The sequence below is a fragment of the Flagellimonas algicida genome (assembly GCF_049629585.1).
Lineage (GTDB): Bacteria > Bacteroidota > Bacteroidia > Flavobacteriales > Flavobacteriaceae > Flagellimonas.
The window spans coordinates 504,070-525,165 of sequence record NZ_JBMYIX010000001.1 but is presented as its reverse complement, the minus strand read 5'-3'; the positions used below and the strand labels follow the sequence as shown (position 1 = coordinate 525,165).

Sequence of the window (21,096 nt, the reverse complement as noted above, 5' to 3'; positions counted from 1 at the left end):
TCAGTTTGAATGAATTGATATTACATACTGGTGTACAAGAATTTATACATGAAAATTGGAATGCTGACACGATGTCAGTTTTGCTCCAAAAACCCCTCTTTGAAGGGATTTCCCAAAAAGAATTGGTAGAGCAGCTCGAGGCCAAGAAAAAATGCAAGGACAAGCTCCCTGCCTGGTTTGCCGCACCACGCATTTATTACCCTAATAAGCTCAACATTGAACAGACCAGTTCCGAGCGAACGGCACGTTATAAAGCAAGCTTGGTGGTGGGTAAAAACCTGCTTGACCTTACCGGAGGATTTGGAGTGGATGCCTACTTTTTTTCCAAAAAAATGGAAGCCGTTTTTCATTGTGAAATCAACAAGGAACTCAGTGAAATTGCCTCCTATAATTTTGGGGTTTTAGGACAAAAAAATATCACTTGCATTCCTGAAGATGGCATCCACTATGTACAAAACCATTCCCAAAAATACGATTGGATTTTTGTAGATCCCTCACGAAGAAATGAACATATTGGAAAGGTGTTTTTGCTCAAGGATTGCCTTCCCAATATTCCCGAACACCTCCCCTTACTTTTTAACCGTACCAAGAATATCCTCATCAAAGTTTCCCCAATTTTAGATCTCGCCCAAGGTTTGGAGGAACTTAGTTATGTAAAAGAGATCCATGTGGTGGCCGTTAACAATGAGGTAAAGGAATTGCTCTACTTGTTGGAGCAGAATTATACGGGGGATGTCATGATCAAAACCATCAACCTCACCCAAGACAAAGAAGTTGTTTTCGACTTTATCCTCGATGAGGAAAAAGCAAGTACCAGACAATTGGGAGAACCGCAAAAATTCCTATATGAACCCAATGCTGCTATTCTAAAATCCGGGGGGTTTAAAATTGTGGGGGAGAAACATGGATTGTCCAAATTGCATCAGCACTCCCATTTGTACACGTCTGAAACACTGGTGGACTTTCCTGGGAGAAAGTTCTCCATAATACAGGTCCTCCCCTATTCAAAAAAGACCTTGCGAAGCTTTTCCCAAACGAAGGCCAACATCACCACCCGAAACTTTCCACTTTCCGTGGCAGAACTGCGAAAAAAGCACAAAATCAAGGATGGCGGCGACCGCTACCTGTTCTTTACCAAGAACCATGATGATTCTTTAGTAGTTCTTGACTGTTCCAAAGAATTGGATTAATCCAAATTATCTAGCCAAGCAACAAACAGGTCCAGCCAATTTTTTAATCTTTTATCCTTGTGTGCCAAGGAAAAACCATGCCCACCCGAAGGATAAATATGCATAGTAGTCGAAATATCATGGGCCTTCAACGCTTCAAAAAACATGAGGCTGTTTTCTACAGGCACCGGATTATCATCTGCTGCGTGCAGTAAAAAAGTAGGCGGCGTATTGGCCTTTACTTGCTTCTCGTTGGACAAATAGTTCAATTGTTCCATAGTTGGCTCCTTGCCCACCAAGGATTCCCGTGACCCCATATTTACAGCGGGCTCCATAAGGGTAATCACCGGATAGATCAGCGCCATAAAATCAGGGCGGGCAGAAATTCCATCAATAGCATCCTGTGCTGGGTACACTATATCCCCAAAATGCGTTCCCAAGGTAGAAGCCACATGTCCACCTGCTGAGAATCCCATGATGCCAATTTCATTTTTTGCCAAATTCCATTCCTCTGCTTTACTCCGCACCATCCTGATGGCTCTTTGGGCATCTTGCAAGGGAACTATTTGTTGGTCTGCCACAATCGATTTTGACCGTGGCAACCGATACTTCACCACAATTCCAGCAACGCCGTTTCCATTTAGGGCCTTGGCTATATCCCTACCTTCCCAATCGTACGCCAATCCGGAATACCCACCCCCAGGGAAGATGAGCACCACCTTTCCATTGGCGTTTCCCTTTGCAGGAAGGTATACCTCCAATGTTGGTTTTTGAACATTGGTAATCCAAATTATACCTGATTCCCTATATTCTACTTGCTCTTTTTCATTGGTGTCCGTTTTTTGGTTGGGCACTGCATTGGGCCAAAGTGGCACAATAGCATCTTGTGCCGACACACCTAGGGACATCATCACCAAAAACAGAAATTTTATTCTTGTTGCCTTCATTGTATTTTCATTTAATCTTGCTCTGGACATTCCCATTTAAAGTTGGCTACTTTATCATTGGAACCGGCCGAAAGATTATAATGCCACCATTCGGTCCTGATGGACCAAAACCCATGGGCCTCCATGGTTTCCTTCAGCAACTTTCTATTCTCCAAGATTTCCTTTGGCAAGTCCAGATTGTCATGATAGGCCCTTTTTCCAAAAAAGTCGAAGTCCGTCCCCATATCCAATTCGTTTCCTTCCAAATCTTCCAAAGTAATATCCACCGCACCTCCTTTGTTGTGGATCGACCCCTTCTCTGGATTGGCCACATATTGGGGGTTAGGTACAATGGCCCACATTTTATATTGAACGGAATTGGGTCGGTAACAATCAAAAAACTTTATTCTTACTCCCTTCTCTTTAAAATCGGCATTGGCCTTGATAAGCGCTTTGGCTGTTTTTACCCGGGTATAACACTCTGCGCAGTCGTATACCTTCGCCTTTAAGAAATTATTTTCGGTGGCATATCTCAAGTCATAGGCAAAGTCGTCGCTAAAATCCGCCAAACGCACGAAAGTGGTGTCCGCCAGCCCTTCAAAAGTTCTTAATCCTTTTTCAGGTTCTTGGACCACGATGGAGTCTGCCAGCTCTTTGGCCATCATTTCAACCGGTTCCGCCGTTTTGGCTTCCTTGGGTTTTTCATGGCAACTGGAGAAAATAGAAATCAATCCCAAGAGCACAATGCAATATCTCATAACATTCAATTTATCCGTTTTTGTTTGGCCAACCAAGTATACAAAGAATCTGTGGTGTAAGCCCTGTCCCATACATTATGGCCTACCCCTTTATATCTTGTATATTGGATATTGTAATTCATTGATTTAAGCTTTTCCACCATGGCATCGGAATCCTCGACCGGGATGGTTTCATCCAATTCGCCATGGAACACCCAAATGGGCATTTCCCTGTCAATCCAATGGGCATATGGTAAGGGCGCCATGCCGCATACCACGGCCATGGCTGCAAACCTATCCGGGTATTGGGTGGCCATTTCCCATACGGCATTACCTCCCCTGCTTATCCCTGTGAGGTATATTCTATTTATATCGACCCTGTTTTCAGCAACAATGGAATCTAAAAGTTGCATAACGGCTTCCGTGTTCCACCATTTTCTTTCATGGGGATTATGAGGCGCCAATATTAAAAAAGGGAATTGCTTGCCTTCTTTTAAAAGTTTTGGGGGGGCATTTGTTTTGAATTCTTCCCGGGACTCCCCAGATTCCCCTCCTCCGTGCAAAAAGAGCAACAAACCATAGGTTTGCGAAGGGTTGAACAAATAATCTTCGGGATAATATAGATAATACTGTAGGGTTTCCTTGGTTATGGTCAATTGTTGTCCTTCTATCAGATTGGATTGGGCGGCACAGGCCTGAAACAGTAAAAAAGTGCCTAAAAGCAATGTATGGGGTACCCTAAAAAATAATCGCATTCACAAATCTACAAAAGTTTGGCTGCGATTTCCTTCCAGTTATCTGCGCGTTCAAACTCGGTCTCACGCATGTTGTGGGGAGAAGTGAACATGATTTTTCTACCTTCAAAGGGTTTAAGGTTACGGGAATGGTCATCAATCAGCAAATCTCCCTTCAAAATATATTTATGTCCGCACAAGATTCGATGTTGCCAAGGAATGAATGGAAAATGCTCATCCAACCAATCCGATTTTTCACGCAGAGAATTTGGATACTCCATGGCAGCCGAGGCAATGTATACCTCATGTTCCTTGGACAGTTCCCTCAAAACCTCCTGACTATCGGGAAATACCTCTAAGTTTCTAAAAAACCCATCCCGCGCAGTATATCCCCTTACCAGTTCCAGATGCTCTTCGGGAACACATTGTTTTATTCCCTTTCCATGGCAGTCTTCCAGTTTTATTTGAGTATTGAACTCTGAGTTGTACAATTCCAAATGCGCTCCATAGGTATCCGCAATCACCTCATCCATATCCACAAAAATGATCATATTTCGTTTTTTTGATGAAGTACGGCAAAATCCAAAACAAACAAAAGAAATTTACAGAATGATAATCATTGGACCTTGTTTTGTTTGATTTCACAATAAAATAAAACCTTCACTGATATTCTTCTTTTGATTGATTCCATTCCATGATTTTTTTTCATGGGATAGTGACCAAATCCCTGTTGGAGGGCGGACTGTATTTTATCGATAAGGGGTTATTTTTATTGGCCATACCACAGGGTGAAACTTGAAAAGCATGCACTTCATCGCCTTTTATCCACCGTTTATATAAAGTACTCACTTTGATGGTTTTTTAACTGGAACAGCAAGCTACTTTTGCACACGATTTTAAAAAAATTCGCTGTGAAAAGAATGAAATTCGCTGTTGTTCCCTTACTGTTTTTGTCTGTACTTTTTATCTCATGTAGCACCTCCTCCACAGATGAGGAAGAAGCCTTCTTTGTAGCCAGCACGGCCACTGATATGGAAATGGAAGTTTTGCACCTTGTGAATGAATATCGCCTTTCTAAAAACCTCACTGCCTTAGAGTTTAATGTCACGGCTTACGCATATGCCACAACCCATACCAATACCATGGTCAAGGATGGGGAAATAAGCCATAAGGATTTTGAAAAACGCTCGTCTGAATTGGCCATGGAGACCAACGCAAGTCACGTTGCTGAAAACCTTGGACGTAGATATATTTCTGCCGAAGCTTTGGTTGATGCATGGTCCAAAAGTCCAACCCACCAAAAAGTAATGGAAGGGGATTATGACTTTACTGCAGTAAGTATTAAATCTGACCCTGAAGGGGTACTGTATTTTACGCAACTCTTTTACAGATAGCAACTTTTTTGATGGCCTGCCACTAGATACTTTTCTTGTTAGCATAACTAAATTTCACTCTAAACCCTTTTAAAGAGTGAAAACAATCAATATACTGTAAATCAATTATTTATTCAAAATTCCTTATTTTTAAGTAAGTATTTTCCTTCGATTCAAAATATTTAACATTTTTTTCTGTTATATACAAAAATAAAGTGCTTTAGATATGGATCAAATAATACTTAAGAAAAATTATTGCGTATTTCTCATAATGCTATTGACTGTTTCGTTAAGCGTTACAGGGCAGACCTTTGCTCCAACCATCGTAAGCGAAGACGAAGTAGATCTCTCCGCAAATGCCGTTGACGACAATTTGACCACCAATGCTTCGGTTAGGGCAAGCACAGGTGTCTTATTGGGAGTTGGAGCCTATTCCGGCCACTTGGAAATGGAGTTTCCATCTGCTTTAAATCCCAATACCACATCATATGTTAAACTGGAAACCGAAGATGATCTTCTTCCCTACCTATTAGGGGGAAGCCTTGGAGGACTCCTATCGGACATTGCAGGTGCGATCCTTATAGGGAATCAAGAATTTACAGTGACCGCCAAAAATGGCAATACTACCATACTTGAAGAGGCTTCAGGAGTGGCCAACGCCTTTACCAATGACCAAATGAAAGTAGTGACCAATGTGGACAATGACTACTTTATGGCCATTACTCCGAATGCTCAATACAACCGCATACGGATGACCAACCAGATAGGGGCATTGCTTGGACTCAACAATACCAAGACCTTGGGTGTTTTTGGAGCTTTCCACAATCAAGGATTGGCTTCATGCGGTCTCCCCACATATACTTCTTATACTGGTACTGGGCTCACTTTGGACCTACTGGACTTGGGCGGGGCGGGTGTCACCAATCCCCATTTGTTACTTGATGGTGATGCAAATACATTTTCAGAATTGAGTCTCGGCATATTGGGTGTCGCTGCAAGTATAGAACAGACTGCCTATTTTGACACACCTTCCAACTCTGATGATAACTATTATATCACATTGGCCATAAACCCTTCTTTGCTACAAGCCGGAGTGGCCAGTTCCATTGAGGTAATTGCCCAAAATGGTGCTGAGTCCCCCTTTTACACAGAGAGCCTGAACAATATATTGACCTTAGATCTCTTAACATTGCTACAAGGTGGTCAAAAAGCAACCATTGCCGTTGCACCAGGTGATGAGGCAACTCGAATTACTGTCCGTCTATCATCTTTGTTGAATGTTGCCTTGGAACAGCAATTGCAGATTTTTGATATCTATCGGGCTCCAGCCCTACCCGTACTGGATGCCAATTCGGAAGATGTGAGCATTTGTACCGGAAACTCCGTTGACCTGATAGCCACAACTACCGGAGGCAACGAACTAAGATGGTATGATGCCGAAACCGGCGGAAACCTTTTGGATACCGTAAACTCTGGGGAAGCCTATACAACTCCCGTGTTGAACACCACCACTACCTATTATGTGGCAGCAGCCGAGCCGGGCTGTCCCGAGGAATCTCCAAGGGTGCCCGTTACCGTTACCGTGGTTGATATACCAACGGCAGGTGACATAAACATTACCGGAGATGAAAACCCAATCTGTTCCTCAAGTATTGTGACTCTAGTTCCCTCAAGTACGATCAATGGCTCCTACAGTTGGTATTTTGATGCCAATGCCACCAACGAAATTACCAATGGGCTGGTGCAAGGACCTGTTACCTATTCCATAGCCCCAAACGGCACCCTTTCCATTACCGGCCTGGATGAAGCTGGTGGACCCTATAATTTCTACGTGCGCATTACCGAAGCTACAGCAGGCTGTGAGAATGCTGCAGGAGATTTGGCCCAAGCCACGGTAGACATCATTGATTCGACCAATAGCATTACCATTGACTCAACTCCCGTCATTGATCTATCCAATCTGATTGACTTTTTTCAAGGGACACCCTCCTATAACCTAACCGGATCGGTAAACGGTGACGCCAATGTTGGGGATACGGTTTCCCTTTTCATCAATGGGCAGATCTACACAGGGGTCTTGGATACCAATTTGGATTTTGATATTGTGGTCGATGGTACCGACGTGGCTTTGGATGTTGATGGCCTCATTGAGGTATTCTTGGAAGGGGCACTTTGCACCCTGACCGGAGATATTACCGTAGACCTTCCCGAACTTGTCGTGGATGATCTTCTTCAAATTTTCTGTGCTTCAAGTAATCCTACTTTATTGGATTTGCAAGTCACAGGAAACGATATTGTATTCTTTGATAGTTTGGATACCTCCGTTGCACTTGACCTTAACACCCCCTTGGTTGATGGCTCAGTTTACTTTGCCGGTATTTTGGATATCCCCATATCTGTCTTGACGAGGATTGGTATTACTGTCACCCTCTTGGAAGACCAACCTATTACCTTGACGGGACAAACAAGTGAAGCCTGTTTGGAAGAAGAACAATACACCTACTCCACTGAAAGTGGAAAACAGAACTACACATGGACTGTTACAGGAGGAACCATAGTCGATGGTGGAGGTACAACCGATGCCAGTGCCACGGTCATATGGACCGAACTTCAAAACACTTCAATCAGTGTTCTATATGAGGACAGCACCAGTTGTACACCGACCGAAGCCACAGAATTACAAGTGGAAGTTGAAGACTGCGGGGAAGTATTGGGTGAAGAGTTCTGCTTGGAGGTTTACAACGAATTCACCCCAAACAATGATGGGTACAACGACTTCTTTGAGATAGAGTGCATAGAAAACTATTCCAATACACTCCAGATTTTCAATAGGAATGGCAACAAAGTCTTCGAGGCCATGGACTATCAAAACAATTGGGATGGGATTGCCAATGTAAACGGTGTCATGGGTAAAGGGCAACACCTCCCTTCTGGCACCTACTATTATGTGGTGAATATTCCCGAGCTCAACAGAAATCTTGTGGGCTGGCTCCAACTGGCACGATAAAATCCAAATTCCAAACCTATAAATCCAACAATTATGAACATCAACATAAAGAATCTCGGCATACTCATAGGTCTGGTTTTGGTCATACCACTGACCAAAATACAGGCGCAACAAGCCCCACAATACACCCAATACATGTACAATACCACGATACTCAATCCAGGATATACAGGCACCTCGGGTAATTTTGAGGCCAATGTACTCTATCGAACACAGTGGGTTGGCATAGATGGCGCTCCAGAAACACAATCGTTTACCGTACAAGGGAGAACAGGAAAACGAATTGGTCTAGGACTAACAGCCATCAATGATAAGATCGGGGCTTCCAATGATGTAAAGATCAATGGGCACTTTGCCTATGAGATTCCAACAGGACCACAGACCAAGCTCTCCCTCGGCCTGAATGCCGGATTGGACATCCTATCCATTGATTGGTCCAAGGGAAATTACGCGGATGACCAAGACCCCATATTTGCTGAAAACCTGAACAAGACCAGACCCATATTTGGGATTGGCGCCTTCTTCTATGGTTCCAACTGGTATATGGGACTGTCCAGTGACAACCTTATGAACTCTCAGATCTATAATGACAATGAGGTTGCTGTGACCGATAGAAAAAGTCAATATTATCTTATGGGAGGTTATGTCTGGGATGTTTCCAATACAATTAAATTCAAACCTGCTTTTTTGACCAAACATGTTTCCGGAGCCCCTTTGACCGTGGATGTCTCGGCAAATTTCCTCTTTCAGGAAAAAGTAAGCCTTGGACTAGCCTATCGCTACGATGATGCCTTCAGTGCATTGGTCGGTTTCCATTTGGCCAAAAAATTCTTTATAGGCTATGCCTATGATTATTCCATATCAGGATTGGACAACTATAATGATGGTTCTCACGAAATCATTTTGAAATACACCGTTTTTGATGCCAACAAAAGGGCTTTGTCGCCCAGATTTTTTTAAAAAGCACCATGATGAAAAAAATAATACTCTTCCTAACACTATCTGTCTTTACCAGTGTTTTTCCACAAAGCAAATTGGAAAAGGCCGATCAACTGTTCAACGATTTCAAATTTGAAAAGGCCATTGTGCTCTATCAAGATTTGGCCATGCGGAAAAGCAAGCCCTCCGTCCATGTGATCCAAAGATTGGCTGACAGTCATTTCAACCGGAATGAATACCAAAAAGCCAAGGATTGGTATCAGAAACTCTATGCCATTGAAGGCAAAAGAATGGGTGAAAACAACATCATCAAACTAGTCCAGTGCCTAAAAGCCAGTATGCAAACTGCTGAAGCCGATATGCTTCTACGTGATTTTTACTCCGATCAAAACCGATTGGATATGATCATGGCCCAAAAAAAGAATCTGGACAGTCTTTTGCTGAAAAACCCCAAATATGAAGTTCAAAATTTGGAATTCAATAGTGATAAATCAGACTTTGCCCCTTCAATCTATGATGATATGCTGGTATTTGCCTCGGCTAGGGACACCCTAAAGTCCAATGGAAAACTGTATCCGTGGAACAATCAACCGTACCTGGACCTATACCTTACCAACCCCCACATGTCACAATTTGTCCCTGAAAAGTTTCTGGAAAACCTGGAATCCTCTTTTCACGATTCCAATGTGGCGTTTGACCCAAGGTCCAAATCCATCTATTTCACCAGGAATTTCATCAAAAAAGACAAACTGAATGCCAACAGTGAAGGGCTCTCCAATATGCAGATCCTAAAAGGAACTATTTATGCAAATACCCTTGTCAATGTTACTTCCCTTTCCTTCAACAGTAAGGAATACTCGTGTGGACATCCGGCTTTGAGCCCGGATGGCAAGTATCTATATTTTACTTCCAATATGCCCGGGGGGCATGGAGAAAGCGACCTGTACGTGGTTGAACTTGGCTTGAAAGGTGATGCCCTTACCCCACCCATGAACTTGGGGGAGACCATCAATACCCGGGGCAGGGAGATGTTCCCTTTTGTGGATGGCAACACCCTATATTTCTCCTCGGATAGCCATTATGGTCTGGGAGGGCTGGATATTTTCACCTCAACGATCAAGTCCAAATCCAGTTACGGTCTACCCCAGAATCTTGGCAAGCCCATCAACAGCAATATGGACGATTTTTCATTGGTGATGGACCACAGTGCCGGGGATGGCTATTTTGCATCCAACCGATTTGGTGGTGCCGGGGATGACGACATCTACTATCTAAAAAAGGCCAAGCCCATTGATTGTCTTGAGTATTCTGGATATGTGCTGGATGAAAAAACGGGCGAACCCATTCCTCTGGCAAGTGTTGAACTCTACGATGTGAACACAGGGCTTTTGGATGCCATGAAAACCGATGAAACCGGATTCTTCAGTTTTGTTTTACCATGCAACAAGGAAAATAAACTGGTGTTCATCAAACCAAAATATGTGAAAAAGGAAATTATGGTGCCCACTGGCGAAAATCCCCAAACAGCTTCAACGAACAACATGATTTATTTAACCCCTTTTGAAAGCTTGGTCGTTAAGGACGGGAATGTTGAAAAAATAAAGGTCAATCCCATCTATTTTGAGTACGACAAGTCTGATATTACCCCCCGTGCAGAAATTGAGTTGGAAAAGGTTCTCTTTGCCATGCGAGAATTTCCCGGCATCAAAATCAAGATTGAATCGCACACCGATGCCAGGGGTTCCGACCAATACAATCTAAAATTGTCCGATGACCGGGCCAAGTCCACCATGCGTTACCTGATTGCCAAAGGCATTGATTCCAATAGGATTGAAAGTGCAAAAGGCTATGGAGAGTACCAACTCAAGAACCATTGCTCCAATGGGGTCAGGTGCAGTGAACAGGAACATCTGGTCAACCGCCGATCGGATTTCATCATTGTGGAAAAGGATTTGGGTGACCAAAACGCCCGTAAATAGTGCAATAGGGCTGTTCCCGAGTAGTTTACTCCTTGATCATGTTTGGATCTAGAACAGTCCTAAACCCTAAATGCTCCAAAGAAGAATCCAGACTGGTGGCCATCCGTGCTGAAATTCGGTAACTGGCGCAATAAGAGGCGCTGCACAAAAAAGACCCGCCTTTAATGACCTTTTCACGGGCGTAGGGATTGGTGGCATTATAGGGTCTTGAGGCTCCTTGGGGATTTAGAGCCAACTGCTGTTCGGCTTGGAGTTGGCCATAATATTGGGTATTGTACCAATCATTGGTCCACTCCCATACATTACCGGCCATATCATAGAGACCATACCCGTTTTGGGGATAGGACATTACTGGGGCGCGCTTCTCATACCCATCAGTCTTGAGGTTTTCCACCGGAAACTCCCCCTCCCAGGTATTGGCATTTGAACTGAGTTGTTCCAAGTCGGTACCCCAGAAAAAAATAGCATCTTCCTTACCGCCCCGGGCCGCAAATTCCCATTCCGCCTCCGTGGGCAATCGCCTTCCCGCCCAATTGCAATACGCAATGGCATCCTCATAAGCAATGTGTACCACGGGATGGTTCTCCTTTCCTTCAAGGGAACTTTCCGGTCCATCGGGATGTTTCCAATTGGTACCGATACCCCACTTCCACCATTGGGAATAGTCATAGAGATTAGGTACCGTGGATTTTGTTTTTTTGAACAGTAACGAACCGGGCTGTAAAATGGAATCGTGGGGTTTGGGTGTTCCTTCAGGGAGTTGCTTCTTCATTTCCTCCCATTCAATCTCCCGTTCCGCTACGGTGATATATCCCGTTTCTTTCACAAATTGGGCAAATTGGGCATTGGTAACCTCATGCGCATCCATGTAAAAACCGTCTACCGCAACTTCATGGGCGGGGCTCTCATGGGGCATGGCCATTTTATCGGATGAAACAGCACCCTGCACAAATACCCCACCGGGAATCCATACCATCCCTTCGGGAATAGCAATAGGAGGTACAGTATCCAAAGAGGAAAGGTCCAACTTCTCCTCTACTTGGGGTTCCTTGTCATCTTCTTTTTGCCTCTTTTCCTTTTCTCCACAACTTAATAACGACAGGGCAATCAATACCATTAAAAATCCACTTGTGCGATACACACCCCTTATGTTTACTTCCATATGAAATACCTTCCTAAAACTTTATTATGACTTCCAATTCTGTTACCCTTGCAAGGTATTAAATCTAAGCCGTAAAAGATTCCCCCAGCCCTGTCAAAATCGAGTTTTTATTTAGGAAAATAACCGTTACCTTCACAAGCAATACCATTCAAAACTGACCACAAACTATGCTTCCAAAAGGTAATTTTCCAGAAAAGGTTTTCCTGAACGGGACCATTTATTCCTCTGATGCTGCCCAGATATCGGTATTTGATCGCGGGTTTCTTTTTGGCGATGGTATTTATGAGGTCATGGTGCAGTTGGACAATGGCATATTTTACAAGAAAGCCCATCTAGACCGTTTGCAAGAGAATTTGGACAAAATCAACATTTTTTATGATGTTGGCCAAATGGAGGCACAAATTGCTCCTTTGCTCGAAGCCGCTTCCCTTGAAGATAAGTCCTGTTTGATCTATATGCAAGTGACCCGTGGCGTGGCCCCAAGAAAGCATGCCTATCCAAAAGGTTTCCCAGCTACAACCATGATGTATGCCCTACCTTTTTCACTTCCCCATATCAACACAAAAAATATAGCGGCCATTCTGCAACCCGATTTTCGTTGGCACCGATGTGATATCAAGTCCATTTCCTTGCTGGGCAATGTCATGACCAATGAAATGGCCATGAACCAAAACGCGGATGAAGCCGTACTGGTCCGGGACGGAATGATTACCGAAGGTTCCCATACCAATATCTTTTTTATAAAGGATGAAAAAGTGTACACCCATCCGGCCAACGAACACATTTTAAATGGTGTCACCCGAAAGATTGTACTGGAACTGTGCCAGGATTTGGGGATTCCTGTGGTGGAAGAACCCATTGCCGCCAATTCAGTTTCCGCAATGGATGAAGCCTTCCTGACCGGTACCACCACCCAAATTGCTTCGATTGCTCAGCTTGGGGAACACCGATTCCATCTTCCGGACGCCATTGGAAGAACAACCTTAAAACTACAGGAAGCCTTCGCCAAACTCAAGCAATTGGATTCCTCAACATTGATAGTATAACCATGCACAATTTTAGAAAAACCAATACCCTTCCCTACCTTGATTCATTAAAGAAAATAGGTATGGGACTATGCCTCCTGTTCATTTTTTCATGTGGAGGCACCAACAATTACGATCTTCTGATTTTAAACGGAACGGTTTACGACGGGTCTGGCAACACCCCGACCAAGGCCGATATTGCGATTAAGGACTCCATGATCGTTATGATCGGTGATTTGGACAATGCCACCGCCACCCGGACCATAGATGCCCAAGGACTTGCCGTTGCCCCTGGTTTTATAGACATGCACACGCATTTGGAACCCATTATGGAACTTTCTTCCTGTGAAAGCCACGTAAGGCAGGGGGTCACCACAGCATTGGGTGGACCCGATGGGGGCTCCCCATGGCCATTGGGGTCTTTTATGGACAGTCTTGAGGCCAAAGGCATCGGAATGAATGTCGCTTATTTGATAGGGCACAATACCATTCGAAGGAACATCATGGGGTTGGAAAACCGAACTCCCACCCCAACCGAACAAAAAGCCATGGAGGCTCAAGTGGACAGTGCCATGCAGGTGGGAGCCTATGGAATTTCCACTGGACTTAAATATTTGCCAGGTACTTTTTCGAAAGTGGAAGAGGTCATTGCCCTATCCAAGGTAGCTTCAAAATATGGTGGAATCTATACTTCCCACCTTCGGGAAGAAGGTCTGGGACTTTTTGATGCTGTTGCGGAAGCCATCCAGATTTCAGAGCAGGCCGATATTCCCGTGGTGCTCACCCACCACAAGGCCATTGGAAAACCCATGTGGGGGAAAAGTTCCCGTACGCTGGCCATGGTAGATTCTGCAAGGACGAAGGGGTTGGACATTAAAATGGACCAGTATCCCTATACCGCCAGTTATACCGGAATATCCGTCATCATTCCCAGTTGGTCCATGGCCGGAGGGTTGGAAGCTTTTGAAAAAAGGGTTTCGGACCCCATACTCAGGGACAGTATCCGAAATGGGATTGTCTTCAATATTTTAAACGATAGAGGTGGTTCCGACCTGAACCGTATTCAGTTTGCAAAAGTGGAATGGCAACCCGAACTGGAGGGAAAAACATTGAAATATTGGGTGGAACAAAAAGGAATGGAGCCCACGGTGGAAAACGGTGCAGAGTTGGTCATTGAGGCCCAATTGAATGGAGGGGCTGCCTGCGTCTTTCATGCCATGGCCGAGGAAGATGTAACACGGATCATGCAACACCCACAGACCATGATAGGTTCCGATGGGCGTTTGGTGGAACCCGGTATGGGCCACCCCCATCCCAGATGGTACGGTACCTTCCCACGAGTACTCGGACATTATGTACGTGAGAAAAAAACCTTATCCCTTGAAGAAGCCATTCGGAAAATGACCCTTTTGCCCGCACAGACCCTAGGACTAAAGGACAGAGGACAAATCAAGGAAAACATGAAGGCAGATATGGTCATCTTCAATCCTGAAACCGTTATTGACAAAGCTACTTTTGAAAAACCGCACCAATACCCGGAAGGCATCCCTTTTGTCATTGTAAATGGAAGTATAACCGTGGACAATGGCAGTTTTGTAGATGCCCGTTCCGGTAAAGTATTACGAAAACAATAGAATAGACCTATGAAATCATTTGTAAAAGCTCCCTTCATTGCCTTGGCCTTGATATCTGCCTGTATTTCGGCCCAACAGAGCACACAAATTGACAAAAAGTACACCAAAGAAATAGCCAAGTTGGCCAAGTCCAAAAAGGTACAAACCGCTTTTGGACATATCGATTCACAAGAACATCAAACCATGAAAGATTTGGTGACCTTGACCGAAATCTTGGCCCCTCCTTTCAAAGAAGAGGAAAGAGGCAAAGCCTTTGGCCAAATGTTACTCGCGGCAGGAGTGGACAGTCTGTGGACCGATAAGGTAGGTAACGTCATCGGTTTACGGAAAGGAACTTCAGGAGAATCGGGTTTTGTGGGTGTAGATGCCCATTTGGATGTGGTTTTCCCTGAAGGTACCAACGCAACGGTTACCCATGTGGGCGATACCCTAAAAGCTCCCGGTGTGGGGGATGATACCCGTGGCCTTGCCATGCTCATCAGTCTATTGAAAGCCATGAACCAATCCGAAATCCAGACCCAAAAGGACCTACTTATTGTTGGAACCGTGGGCGAAGAAGGCTTGGGAGACCTTCGGGGCATGAAGTATCTATTCAACGAATCTGGGTTGGACATCGACTCCTGGATTGCCATTGATGGTGGTGATATAGGCCGAATCAGCAATGCAGGTCTAGGCTCCAAACGTTACAAAGTAATCGTTCGCGGTAAGGGCGGTCATTCGTGGGGCGATTTTGGCCTCGCCAATCCGCACCATGCCCTAGGCAAAATCATCTCCACCTTTTCATCCGATGCATGGGCCTATACTTCGGGAAGCATCCCAAAAACCAGTTTCAATGTGGGCCGAATGGGTGGAGGGACCTCAGTCAACTCCATTCCTTTTGAATCTTGGATGGAAGTCGATATGCGTGCAATAGACCCCAAGAATCTGGATGAAATTGAAGATTTGTTTAAAAACGCCGTGGAAAAGGCCATTACCGAATATAATTCCAGCGGTATAAAAGGGGAGGTCACCTATGAATTGGTCCAAATTGGAGATCGTCCTTCCGGGGAGCTTTCCCCTTCCCTACCCTTGATTCAAAAAGCAATGGCCGCTACCGAATATTTTGGTGTGGAACCTAAATTGGGACGTGGCTCAACCAACATCAACATTCCTGTGTCCAAAGGAATTCCTTCCGTATGCATTGGTCGGGGTGGTAAAGGCGGAGGCGCACACTCCCTCCACGAATGGTACCTGAATGATGAAACAGGACCGGAATCCATCAAACTGGCCCTATTGATCACTTTGGCCGAAGCAGGACTCAAAAAATAATACCATGAAACGTTCATTTTATACTCCATTGTTCCTCGTCACTTTTCTATTTTATGGAATGGCTTCCGCCCAGTTATCCGAGGATAAGACAGTTCAAATTGACAGTCTTTTCCTCGACTGGAACCGTCCCAACCACCCCGGAGGTGCCATTGCCGTCATGCAGGGGAATAAAACGGTTTTTTCCAAAGCGTATGGTTTGGCCAGTTTGGAATATTTGGTGCCCAATTCCCCGGGAACCCAGTTCAATGTGGCATCGGTTTCCAAACAGTTCAGTGCTTTGGGGATCGTACAGTTACATCTGCAGGGCAAACTATCGGTGGACGATACCATTGACCGCTATATCGATGGATTGCCGGACCTTGGACAAAAGATCACCATACGCCATATGTTGCACCACACCAGTGGACTACGTAGCCTCCATGCCCTTTTTGCCTTGGCGGGATGGCGGGGTGATGATGCCAAGACCAATGCGGACCTAGATCGGATCATTGTAGATCAGCAAGAATTGAATTTTGAACCTGGATCGGAATACCTCTATTGCAATACCGGTTATATGTTCTTGGCGAACATTATTGAAAAGGTTACGGACAAGTCATTTGTGGATTATATGCGGGAAGATGTATTTGTTCACTTGGGAATGGAAAATACTTATGTGGAAGACCAATACAACCGGGTCGTGCCCAATAATGCCACTTCGTACATCCCTACCGTTGATGGTTTTGAACGTGCCGTGGAATATTGGGGCTATGTAGGCTCCGGGAACATGCATACTACCACCGATGATCTTTTGGGATACCTGAAAAACTTCTATGACCCTCTTCCGGGTTGGGAAAAGGCTTTCGAACTCATGCTAACTTTGGATCCACTCAATGACGGCAGTCCCAATCAATATGCCTTTGGGGTAAATGTGGATGAACTTTTTGGTGAAAAGCGAGTAACCCATGGAGGGGCCATTGGTGGATTCCGTTCCAACGTTGCCGTGTTTCCCGAAAAAGAAATCAGCATTGTGGTACTCACTAATTTTTCCAGCGCATCCCCAGCTTCCAAGGTTTCCAAAATTGCAGAGGTTCTTTTAGAGCCGGCCCACTCGCCCGCGCCTAAATCTCTAAAAAGAGTCTCAAAAGCCAAAATGCAATCTTATACAGGCTTATATTGGGATGATATTACCCTTCAAGAGCAAAAAATTGAAGTAAGTGGCGATACCCTAATTTTGGTTGGAGGAAGTCCAAAATTCGTTCCGGTCGACACCGATAGGTTCGAGGCAATTGACCCTGAAAACAAAACCGTGATCACCTTTGATGGAAATACAATGACTCTACTACGCAATAGCGGTGCACCCTTGGTCTTTAAAAAATATACCCCTTCGGCGTTGGACCCGAAAAATGCAGTGGAGTATGTCGGTACGTATTATAGCTCTGAAATCCAAACGGCCTATACCCTACATTTTTCAGATGGAAAGCTGTACGCCCACCATATCAGGCATGGAAAATTGGAGCTCAACCAAAAGCAAAAAGACCTCTTTGAGGGCAAGTATCCCTTGAGTGTGCTAAAATTTATCAGAGACGATACGGGGAATATAAAAGGGATGCGGGCATCCAACGGCAGGGCCCGTAACCTTTGGTTCAAGAAAACAGAATAATTCAATATGAAAACAGGTAGATTTATTTGCGCTTTTGCGGCCGTTCTAATGCTGACGTGCTTTTATCTTGAGGCACAAGAGTTCCCGGACCGCGTATGGCACAAGGCCAGTCCAGAAGAAGCCAAGGCTTGGCAAAATCCAAAGGCACAGGCTTTTCAAGAATACCTTATCGACAGCACCAAAATTACCGGACTCATGATTGTTCACAAGGGCAAGGTGGTTTTTGAATATGGGGATTTGGAGGAACTCAGTTATATTGCCTCTTGTAGGAAAAGTGTATTGTCCATGCTGTACGGACAGTATGTGGAAAACGGTACCATCCGCCTCAACAAGACGATCAAAGAACTTGGGATAGATGATGTGGAAGGCATCCTCCCTATTGAACAGACCGCTACCGTCCAAGATATTATCTCTGCACGATCTGGAGTATATCATCCTGAAGGATATCCCGGAGGAATGCAGGAATATGCCCCCAAGCGGGGTTCGGTAAACCCCGGGAGCTATTGGCTGTACAGCAATTGGGACTTTAATGTGGCGGGGTACATTTTTGAAAAAGAGACCGGACGCAACATCTACGACGAAGTGGAACGCCAACTGGCCAACCCATTACATATGCAGGATTGGGACCGCTCCATGCAACAAAAGGAAGGCAATACCTCCATCTCAAAATACTTGGCCTATCCGATGTGGTTTTCCACCCGTGATATGGCACGTTTGGGATTGCTGATGCTCAACAAGGGAAAATGGAAAGATGTCCAAGTAATCAGTGAATCTTGGGTAGATGAAATGTTGAAATCCCGTACCTCACATGAAGAACTCAACCGCAACGTTCCCGTTTTTCAGGAAACGGGCATCAATTATGGTTACGGATATATGTGGTGGCTGTGGCAAGCTGTGGATGACCTTCGTTTTGAGGGAGCTTATTCCGCCAAAGGAGCCATGGGCCAGAACATAACGGTTTACCCTGCCATAGAAACGGTCTTGGCCTTTAAGACCAAAGCCATTTATGGCCGGAGGAACTCTTCCAGCGTGCGTTTAAAAGTAGCCCAAAAGGCTGCTGAAATATTTGATTCCACTATCAAATAATTCTGTAAAAAGTATCTAAAAAAGCCCCATAAATGGGGCTTTTTTAATCATATTATGTGATTGAAGGGCTTATACCACTATCACTTCCACATTATGTTTTTCCAAGGCTTTTAGGTGCTCATCCGGAATACCATCATCCGTAATCAATTTATGGATATGGTCGCATTCACAGATAAATGCCATCCCCGATTTGGCAAATTTGGAGCTATCGGAAACCAAAATCACCTCCTCGGTAAGATTGATCATCAGTTGATTTAACTGGGCCTCTTCAATATGGTGGGTAAACACTCCTTTATCAGGTTTAATGCTATCCACACCCAAGAAGAGTTTGTTACAGGACAATTGCTTCAGGTTGCGTTCTGCCAATGGACCTACCAAGGACATTGAAAATTCCTTGAGATAGCCTCCCGGCATAAATACTTCCAAGTTGTCTTGCTGGGCCAAGTTGTTCACAATGTCCAACGCATTGGTGATCACGGTCAGCTTTTGAAAGTCGCGCAAAAATCTTGAAATCTCAAAAGTGGTGGTCCCCGAATCCAAGATAATGGTATCTCCCTCTTCTATGAGCGAGGCAGCTTTTCTTCCAATCCTGGTCTTCACCTCCATGTTCAGCTTTTTCTTCTGACTAAAGGTTAGAATAAGATTGTTTGATTTGAACGCCCCTCCATGGGCCCTGACCAATAAATTGTTTTTTTCCAGCTTGTCCAGGTCATTTCTAATGGTGACTTCACTGACACCAAATAGTTTACTGAGCATATTGACATTTACTTGGCCATCCTTATCGAGTTCCTCAAGGATTTTCGCCCTACGGTATGCAGTTTTTTTCATCAAAATTCTATTGCCTATGGTTAGCTATAAAGGCAAATATAACTTTAATCTTATAACCAAAAAATCGCCTATTGGCATTAATCCTGATCGAAAACCTATCCTAAGACGCTCATATTGACCCCTGTAGTGGCTCCCTTCTCCAAAGAAATATCCACTGGGGCATTGCTTTCCCAACTACCACGGGTAAAGTCCGGAACATCAATGGATTGTGACCTATTGGCAACGGATTGCTCGCTCAAAGGTGCAACAGCACTCCAAAGTGCAGCATCATACACATCTTGATCTAAAGGAAGTCCATTTCTCAAACAATCGATAAGTCTCCAATCCATTATAAAGTCCATTCCACCATGTCCGCCTACTTTTTTGGCCATTTCCCCCACTTTCTTCACAATCTTGGGGGTGTACTGTTCTTCCAAAGCCTTCATTTCCTCCTCTGTGAACCAAGAATGCCCAGTAGCCACCCTAGATGGTTCAGGCCATTTACGGGCAATACCTTTGGTACCGCTCACCAAATGTATCCTGGAATACGGTCTGGGTGAGCTTACATCGTGCTGGATCATGATGCTCTTTCCCTTTTTGGTCTTGACCAAGGTAGTGTTCATATTACCTCTAAAGGCAGCATTGGTATATTCTTGGAAGAAAGGATCTTCCTTGGCCAATTCCATCGCTTTTTGTTGCATGGTGAAATCATTCGTGGATAATGAGGTAAGGTAATCCATATTATCCCCCCGGTTGATGTCCATGACCTGGCAGATGGGCCCCAAGCCGTGGGTAGGGTACAAACTTCCATTACGAGTAGCATTTTCCTTTAAACGCCACATATCCTCATATCCTGTTTCCTTGTTGAAGTTGAGGCCTACCAAATCATGGATATAGGCACCTTCACCATGGATAATGTCCCCGAAGAATCCTTGTCTAGCCATATTCAAGGTCAATAGTTCAAAGAAATCATAGCAGCAATTTTCGAGCATCATGCAATGTTTCTTGGTCTTTTCGGAGGTTTCCACCAACTGCCAGCATTCGTCTATGGTCTTGGCTGCTGGAACCTCAACGGCAACGTGTTTGCCTGCCTCCATGGCATATACGGCCATTGGGGTGTGCAGTGCCCAAGGGGTAGCAATATAAATCAGGTCGATATCATCACGATCGCACATCTCTTTCCAAACCTCTTCACTACCGGAATAGGTATCTGGGGTATGCGTGGTATCTTCCAATATTTTTTTGGCCTTTTCCACTTTTTCGGGAACCAAATCGCATAGACCTTTTATTTCAACGCCTTCAATAAGTCTGATACGTCCAACCGCACCGGGGCCCCTCATTCCCAATCCTATAAACCCAACCCGAACAGTCTCCAAAGCTGGAGCTGCGTATCCGGACATATTAAAAATCTGTTTCCCATCATCCTTGACAGGTGTGCCAGGTTCTGCCCCGGCAACTGATGATGATTCATTCTTGCAAGAAACCAGTGCATTGGCCCCGACCACACCAATTCCCGCCATGGAGACTGATCGTATAAAATTTCTCCTGTTGTTTTTCATAAGATTGAGTTT

Annotated in this window: 17 protein-coding genes; 10 read left to right on the top strand and 7 right to left on the bottom strand. The window is 44.6% G+C overall.

Annotation, left to right across the window (positions count from 1 at the left end):
* The first annotated feature begins 5 nt into the window (after positions 1–5).
* Complete coding sequence (locus tag ACPD8L_RS02295) at positions 6–1,190, top strand: THUMP-like domain-containing protein (protein ID WP_423941667.1); 1,185 nt, start codon at positions 6–8, stop codon at positions 1,188–1,190.
* On the opposite strand, the gene ACPD8L_RS02290 is transcribed toward ACPD8L_RS02295, so the two are convergent.
* From ACPD8L_RS02290 to ACPD8L_RS02275, 4 genes are read right to left on the bottom strand one after another with little or no spacing between them, the layout of a single operon-like run.
* Complete coding sequence (locus tag ACPD8L_RS02290) at positions 1,187–2,116, bottom strand: alpha/beta hydrolase (RefSeq protein WP_423941665.1); 930 nt, start codon at positions 2,114–2,116, stop codon at positions 1,187–1,189. The genes ACPD8L_RS02295 and ACPD8L_RS02290 overlap by 4 nt on opposite strands.
* Positions 2,117–2,127: 11 nt before the next feature.
* Positions 2,128–2,853 (bottom strand): M15 family metallopeptidase, encoded by a 726-nt coding sequence (locus ACPD8L_RS02285; protein WP_423941664.1) that lies wholly within the window; start codon positions 2,851–2,853, stop codon positions 2,128–2,130.
* Between the two features lie 5 nt (positions 2,854–2,858).
* Positions 2,859–3,587 carry a carboxylesterase family protein gene (locus tag ACPD8L_RS02280; RefSeq protein WP_423941662.1) on the bottom strand — a complete coding sequence of 243 codons (729 nt, stop codon included), beginning with the start codon at positions 3,585–3,587 and terminating at the stop codon, positions 2,859–2,861.
* An 8-nt stretch (positions 3,588–3,595) separates the two neighbouring features.
* Positions 3,596–4,117, bottom strand: coding sequence for a 5' nucleotidase, NT5C type (locus ACPD8L_RS02275; protein WP_116219046.1), 522 nt, complete (start codon positions 4,115–4,117; stop codon positions 3,596–3,598).
* Positions 4,118–4,486: 369 nt separating this feature from the next.
* On the opposite strand from ACPD8L_RS02275, the gene ACPD8L_RS02270 reads away from it, so the two are divergent.
* From ACPD8L_RS02270 to ACPD8L_RS02255, 4 genes are all read left to right on the top strand, one after another.
* A complete protein-coding gene (locus ACPD8L_RS02270) occupies positions 4,487–4,960 on the top strand; it encodes a CAP domain-containing protein (protein WP_116219047.1) in 474 nt (157 codons plus the stop codon).
* 205 nt (positions 4,961–5,165) lie between these two features.
* On the top strand, positions 5,166–7,946 hold the full coding sequence (locus ACPD8L_RS02265) for a T9SS type B sorting domain-containing protein (protein ID WP_423941659.1): 2,781 nt from the start codon (positions 5,166–5,168) through the stop codon (positions 7,944–7,946).
* 33 nt (positions 7,947–7,979) lie between these two features.
* On the top strand, positions 7,980–8,906 hold the full coding sequence (locus tag ACPD8L_RS02260) for a PorP/SprF family type IX secretion system membrane protein (protein ID WP_423941657.1): 927 nt from the start codon (positions 7,980–7,982) through the stop codon (positions 8,904–8,906).
* Positions 8,907–8,917: 11 nt separating this feature from the next.
* Complete coding sequence (locus tag ACPD8L_RS02255; protein ID WP_423941655.1) at positions 8,918–10,864, top strand: OmpA family protein; 1,947 nt, start codon at positions 8,918–8,920, stop codon at positions 10,862–10,864.
* 25 nt (positions 10,865–10,889) lie between these two features.
* On the opposite strand, the gene ACPD8L_RS02250 is transcribed toward ACPD8L_RS02255, so the two are convergent.
* Positions 10,890–12,026, bottom strand: a complete 1,137-nt coding sequence (locus tag ACPD8L_RS02250) for a formylglycine-generating enzyme family protein (protein WP_423941654.1) — start codon at positions 12,024–12,026, stop codon at positions 10,890–10,892.
* Positions 12,027–12,193: 167 nt separating this feature from the next.
* Here ACPD8L_RS02250 and ACPD8L_RS02245 point away from each other — a divergent pair, with 167 nt between their 5' ends.
* The 5 genes from ACPD8L_RS02245 to ACPD8L_RS02225 all read left to right on the top strand — a co-directional run bounded on the left by ACPD8L_RS02245 (position 12,194) and on the right by ACPD8L_RS02225 (position 18,718).
* Positions 12,194–13,072 carry an aminotransferase class IV gene (locus tag ACPD8L_RS02245; RefSeq protein WP_423941652.1) on the top strand — a complete coding sequence of 293 codons (879 nt, stop codon included), beginning with the start codon at positions 12,194–12,196 and terminating at the stop codon, positions 13,070–13,072.
* Between the two features lie 62 nt (positions 13,073–13,134).
* The gene (locus ACPD8L_RS02240; protein WP_423941651.1) at positions 13,135–14,685 is read left to right on the top strand and encodes an N-acyl-D-amino-acid deacylase family protein; all 1,551 of its coding nucleotides are present in this window, start codon (positions 13,135–13,137) and stop codon (positions 14,683–14,685) included.
* A 9-nt stretch (positions 14,686–14,694) separates the two neighbouring features.
* Entirely contained in the window at positions 14,695–15,993 is a 1,299-nt protein-coding gene (locus ACPD8L_RS02235) for a M20/M25/M40 family metallo-hydrolase (protein WP_421809215.1), read from the top strand.
* A 4-nt stretch (positions 15,994–15,997) separates the two neighbouring features.
* Complete coding sequence (locus tag ACPD8L_RS02230; protein WP_423941649.1) at positions 15,998–17,632, top strand: serine hydrolase domain-containing protein; 1,635 nt, start codon at positions 15,998–16,000, stop codon at positions 17,630–17,632.
* 6 nt (positions 17,633–17,638) lie between these two features.
* The gene (locus ACPD8L_RS02225; protein WP_423941647.1) at positions 17,639–18,718 is read left to right on the top strand and encodes a serine hydrolase domain-containing protein; all 1,080 of its coding nucleotides are present in this window, start codon (positions 17,639–17,641) and stop codon (positions 18,716–18,718) included.
* 69 nt (positions 18,719–18,787) lie between these two features.
* Here the strand turns inward: ACPD8L_RS02225 and agaR are convergent, their stop codons facing one another.
* Positions 18,788–19,546 carry a transcriptional repressor AgaR gene (agaR, locus tag ACPD8L_RS02220; RefSeq protein WP_116219057.1) on the bottom strand — a complete coding sequence of 253 codons (759 nt, stop codon included), beginning with the start codon at positions 19,544–19,546 and terminating at the stop codon, positions 18,788–18,790.
* A 95-nt stretch (positions 19,547–19,641) separates the two neighbouring features.
* Positions 19,642–21,084 carry a Gfo/Idh/MocA family protein gene (locus tag ACPD8L_RS02215; protein ID WP_423941646.1) on the bottom strand — a complete coding sequence of 481 codons (1,443 nt, stop codon included), beginning with the start codon at positions 21,082–21,084 and terminating at the stop codon, positions 19,642–19,644.
* Positions 21,085–21,096 lie beyond the last annotated feature (12 nt).